Origin of the sequence: Prevotella sp. P2-180 (assembly GCF_002251435.1) — a bacterium.
In the GTDB taxonomy this organism is placed as follows: Bacteria; Bacteroidota; Bacteroidia; order Bacteroidales; family Bacteroidaceae; genus Prevotella.
In genome coordinates this window covers 1-5,495 of sequence record NZ_NPJI01000011.1, presented here as the reverse complement: position 1 = coordinate 5,495, position 5,495 = coordinate 1, and the positions used below count along the sequence as shown (strand labels likewise).

Annotated in this window: 3 protein-coding genes; all 3 read right to left on the bottom strand. The window is 43.2% G+C overall.

Going from position 1 to position 5,495, the window contains the following annotated elements; genetic code table 11:
- Positions 1–179 precede the first annotated feature (179 nt).
- On the bottom strand, positions 180–1,796 hold the full coding sequence (locus tag CIK98_RS01145; RefSeq protein WP_141210354.1) for an AAA family ATPase: 1,617 nt from the start codon (positions 1,794–1,796) through the stop codon (positions 180–182).
- 382 nt (positions 1,797–2,178) lie between these two features.
- Positions 2,179–3,363 carry a tyrosine-protein phosphatase gene (locus CIK98_RS01140; RefSeq protein WP_094382461.1) on the bottom strand — a complete coding sequence of 395 codons (1,185 nt, stop codon included), beginning with the start codon at positions 3,361–3,363 and terminating at the stop codon, positions 2,179–2,181.
- A gap of 101 nt (positions 3,364–3,464) precedes the next feature.
- Positions 3,465–4,619, bottom strand: coding sequence for an ATP-binding protein (locus CIK98_RS01135; RefSeq protein ID WP_094382460.1), 1,155 nt, complete (start codon positions 4,617–4,619; stop codon positions 3,465–3,467).
- Positions 4,620–5,495: the final 876 nt, after the last annotated feature.

The following is a 5,495-nucleotide window of genomic DNA, read 5'->3' as shown; positions in this document are numbered from 1 at the left end:
TTTATTTGTACCTTTGCCATGCCTTGTTACGATTTTCGCTTGTTTTCTAATTGCAACACTAAGATAAGTGAAAAATCTGACACGGCAAAATCCTGGGCAACTTTTTGTTGCTCAGGAACTTATAAATAAAGTTAAATTATAGTGTTGCGGAATTAAATCACGTTTTTTGTATTTATACTTTACACACGAATTTTGAAACTCTCGATTTTGCAAGTGTGCAGCTTTGTTTCTCTGTCGTAATTGATTCCCACGAGTAGTATGTCGCCGGTATATTCTGCAATCTTTGCGGGATATTGCTTGCGCTTTATCTGGTCGATGGCAGTGTCGGCCGTGTTGTTGAATTTGAGTTCGATGACGAGGGCTGGCTTGCTGACGTTGCGACGCGGAATCATCACCAGGTCGGCATATCCCTTGCCAGTGGCATATTCGCGGTGGATGACGTATTCATTCCTTGCCCATATATATGCTACTGTGAGCACACAAGCCAAGGAGTTCTCATCGTTGTAGGCGAGGATGCTCGTGTTTTCGTCGTGGGCAAGGTCGATGGCTTGTGCCACTGCATTCTCGTTGCCCGCGATGGTGGCGTCGAGAAGGAATTTGGAGTTTTTAATTGTATTTGCCAATGGAGTCCATGACGTGGCTTTTATTGCATTGTTCATCTCGTCGGCCACTTCCTTGTTAGGAATATTGCACTCTTGGGTTTCTTCGTTGTAAGCCAAATATCCGAGATGAATCAATACGGTGAGGACATCGTTCTTGCTGTTAATAATCTGCATGTCATTACGAAACTCTGTTGTATCGACATATACACTCTCTCCCGACAGCATACGAATGATGTCGTCCTTCAGCCCGTCGAAGTTCATCTGTATATATGTTATTACCGAGTCGTAGGCTCCCGTTGTAGTCCAGTAGCTTCGGCATGAACCACGTTGCAGGGCTTTCATCACGGAATATGGGTTGTAGATGGATTTCTCCCTGCCAATGCTATATCCGTCGTACCACATCTTAAGGTTGTCCATAGATGCGTTGTGCTTCTCTGCCAGCATCTTCACCTCGTCTTCAGTAAATCCATAGCAAGCGGCAAGGAAAGCTGGGTCAATCATGGAATATTCACAGAAGTTATTCAGTGCCGACTCGGTGTTGTATTTCTTTATTGGCAGGATGCCAGTGAGATATGCCCCGGCGAATACCCTGTCGGAATCCTGTGTCTTGAACAGACGGCGGAGTAGCATGACATATTCATCAAGTATGGTGGGGGTGACAGTATCAGGATCACCCTTCATCTTCTGTCGCCGAGGGAACTCGCGGCAGATGGCGTCCCACTCATCGATGATAAAGAAAAATTTCTCTCCTGTGCTTCGGGTTATGGAGGAAAGAACATCCATAAGGTCGGAATTGTCTTTGTATTTTACATCGGGAAAAGCCTCTTTAAGTTCATTTATTATCTCTTCCTGGATAACTCTCACGATGTTTTTCCTGACTTCCGGCCGTGCGGTGAATGATGTCACATCGAGATAGAGAACATTGTATTTGTTGAGATATGTGTCGAATGACTTGTCCTGCTCAGCCTTTAATCCGCGGAAGAGCTCTCGCGAGTCGCACGACTTGTCGTAATAGGCACACAGCATCTTTGCCGCCATCGACTTGCCAAATCGGCGGCAGCGGGTGACGCAGCTGTAACGGCTCTCGGAATTGAGATTAGCATTTATCAGCGGTATCAGCGATGACTTGTCAACATATTCGTGAGACACGATGTCTCGGAACTCAATATTGCCTCTATTTATATATGTACCCATGTTTATCTGACTGTTGCAGGAGTGATATGCCCACAATTCGGGAACAAAGATAGTGCAAAAAATCGATTTAGCGAAGAAAAAGAGAATAAATTATCTTTTTTGAGCGTAAGATTTTTATTTAAATCGAAGACAAAACACAATTTGCAAAGATAAGAATTGCAAATTGCAACCATATTTTATTTTTTTGTTGAGATGCAGCCTATCTTATCTAAAGATAACCTGTAAGAGCAGAGCAACCCCTAAAAGCCATGTCCTGTTTTGAAGTATAACGTCATTATTTGTAGTATAATGAGCAATATCGTCTTATCAATCCCATAATGGCCTCTTGCTCTATCAAGTTGGGAAATTGTACATAGCGGTTGTGGCATCCGGAAGGTGACTCCTAGGGAATGTCCTTTCCTACTGATAATATCCCTCTTAACTTTTCTATCTCCTCAATCGAAAGACCTGCCTTGTTTTTCAGATACGACTCCACTGCCGACGGCAGACGTTCCATAATGTCGGCAATAGGGAATGAGGTCATGCTGCACATCTCTGCTATATCCACATCACCCTCACGGCTCAAAATATAGAGCGTGCGATGGAGAATCCTTGTAAGGAAGTCGTTATAAGATTCAGACGACGGCTGCAGGCGATGCCAGTTGTAATAACTACGCATATATCCCGACTCGATTTCCTCGTATGTCGTTCCAGCAAGCACCTGAAGGATTATGGCTATCAAACCAGTGCGGTCGCGACCCATAGAACAGCAAATAAGATAGGGAGGATTATTCTCTATCATTGCCCTTAACATCCTGCCCACCTTCGCAGCTTGTTCGTCCACAAAGATGTCAACATTGAATTTGTGGAACAGAAGGGCGCCCTTACTATACCGTTCATTGCAATACTCTCCGAATCCACTGCCGGCTGCCACGGCCGATTGCCAATCCTCTTCAGACTTGGCGATAGAGATAATTGTGTTTATTCCGGCATGGCGCGCAAAACGGTCAGCATATTCATATCTTGCAGGATTATCGGATTCCAACAGTGGATCGCTTGACCTATACACCACCCCTCTCTTCATCCCGTGACATTCCACAGGATAGAAATTGGCAAACATTTCGTCGCTGTCGTAGTCGGAGCGATTGGCCGTTTTCCAGAGCTTCGTTCTCTCGTACACATCACGGAATCCACCCTTTTCCTTCAAAGAGATGGTCAGTATGTCGCCCTCCTTACCACCGACACGGTCGGAGAAACTGGCATTTGCCAAACCTAAAGTCAGTGTAGCTTCATTTGAAAAATACGTCAGACACATACCCCATGTACCCACCGACATCAATATGTCGGTAAAGGCCATATCGAGAGGCTTAGTCAGACTGCCCCCACTTATTGTGACAATATCTCCATTGTCGTATCCCACTTTATATAATGAATCCTTGGGTATGTCGAGTACAAGATTGCCCCACAAATTCACTTCATCCACCGCAGCTTTGACCTCTATCGCTTTCAGTCCAACTGGTTCATTGTCCGAAACGGAACACGAGAACAGCATCGCCGTCAGCAATGCTAAAAATAATATTTTTTTCATATCAGTATACTATTCTTTCGGCAAAGGTAATAATAATATCCCGAACTGCCAAACAATTCGGGATTTATTTGAGCAGTAGGATGTCCCCTGTCCTCTTTACCTCAGAAAAAGCGCCCGCTCCATAATTGCTTTAGGAACTCGTCAACAGGCCATATCTCTATGCCATCATCTGTCAAGCGTGGGGATTTGTCATGTGAGATACAGATAGGATGACACTCCGGATGCTCTTCACGAAAAGCCCTAAGTCCCTTCAAATGCCTATTCTGCACCTCCTCACATGATTTTACCTCGATGGCACACTTTACGTTATGGCTATATGGCTCAAATATTATGATATCCACTTCAAACCCTGATGCGGTACGCCAATAAGCTGCCTGAAGGTCTGACTCACTGTAGCTCAGATATGCTATTGTCTCCTGCAACATAAGATGCTCCAGAGCATGACCGTAGTCGATACTGCCTGGCAACAAGTTGCGCCGATGGGTAAGATAGTTTACGATTCCTATATCGAAGAGATAGAATTTCGGTGCCTGTATCACCCGCCTCTTGATTGTCTTGGTATAGGCGGGCAGTTGATAACCCAATAGAGTTTCTTCGAGGATGGAGAAATATTCCTTGATTGTAGGAGCACTCACTCCACAATCAGCTGCAATATTTTTGTAGTTCAGAATCTCCCCGTCATTAATTGCCGCAATTTCAAGAAATCTTGTGAATGACGTTATGTTCCTTGTCAGTGCCTCCTCCTTAATCTCTTCACGCAGGTAATCACCCACATACGACTGAAGCCTCTTTGCAGGATTGTCAATGAGATAATGACGAGGAAGCATTCCGTTGTTGATGGCTCTTGAGAGGCTGAAATCGGGGATTTCTGCACTGACAAATGGGAATAGTTGCTGTCTTATAGCTCTGCCGCCAAGCAAGTTCGCCCCGCACCGTCTGAGTTTTCTGGCACTTGAACCACTTAGTATAAAACGCATATTACGACGTGACATAAGCCAATGTACCTCATCGAGCAATTCCGGGATTTTCTGAATCTCATCAATTATCACTAATGTATCGCTGTCTATCATGTTCAGTTCATTACGGAGCAATGACGGTTGTCTTCGGAATCGTTCATAAAGGTCGGACTCCAAAAGGTCATAATACTTCGCCTCTGGAAAACGCTGCATTAAAAGAGTGCTCTTGCCTGTCTGTCTGGCTCCCCATAAGAAGATGCTATCCTCTGATCCTTCTATTTTTATTTTTCTTTCTATCATATTGCTTAACCGTTGACTTTGTGGTACTTATATGATGACAATTAAAAGTTGAACTTTATTTTATCATGATAATTAAAAGTTGCACTTTCGATTATCATAGTGCAAATATACTTATTTTTCGTGAGTTAAGCAAACTTTAGACTTGAAAAGGCTCGTTATTTAACAAGTTTTATTCTTTTTCATTATTCCACCACCAACCTTGCGGAGGGACAGGGGACAGGTCCATGTCCTTCCTCCTCATTTTTTGTAACATTTGAGATTATATTCTTGACTATTCCTGCGGGACAGTGTCCTGTCCCCTGTCCTGGTCCGCTCATATCTCAGCCGTTGAAGTCCGTTGTCGGCATGGTGTTAATATTTCAGTTTACAAGTGGGCGAGTGGACGAGAGGACATGGTGTTGTCTTGTCGTCACCGCCGAACCGTTATCTTTTTAGTTCGCGTTGCGACTCAATCTATACCGAAAAAAAGGCGAAAAAAAATCCCGCAGGGCTGATTGCCTTGCGGGACGAGAATATCAATTAATGATCTACCTACTTATTAGCATCTAAGTACATCTTTTATAGAATAGATACGACTGAGAGATTCAAAAGAGAAATTGTCTTGTACTGAAATAGGTTGACTCTTCACTTCTGTTCTTGCTCAATGACAGAATGACAGAATGACAGTTTTGTTTTGGAAGGGGTCATAAAACCCTATTTTTTCTTATTATATTATTATATATATATAATAATATAATAAATATTTTTCCAAAAAAATGGATGCCAGAATATCAAACTGTCATTCTGTCATTCTGTCATTGAGCAGTTGCAATTACAGAATGACAGAATGACAGTTTTATATTCCATTCATACCCTTTATGTGTATTCCATCTCATG

Excerpts from the sequence above, each read along its gene's own strand:
- CIK98_RS01145 (WP_141210354.1), bottom strand. The coding sequence starts at position 1,796 with ATGGGTACATATATAAATAGAGGCAATATTGAGTTCCGAGACATCGTG.
- CIK98_RS01140 (WP_094382461.1), bottom strand. The coding sequence starts at position 3,363 with ATGAAAAAAATATTATTTTTAGCATTGCTGACGGCGATGCTGTTCTCG.
- CIK98_RS01135 (WP_094382460.1), bottom strand. The coding sequence starts at position 4,619 with ATGATAGAAAGAAAAATAAAAATAGAAGGATCAGAGGATAGCATCTTC.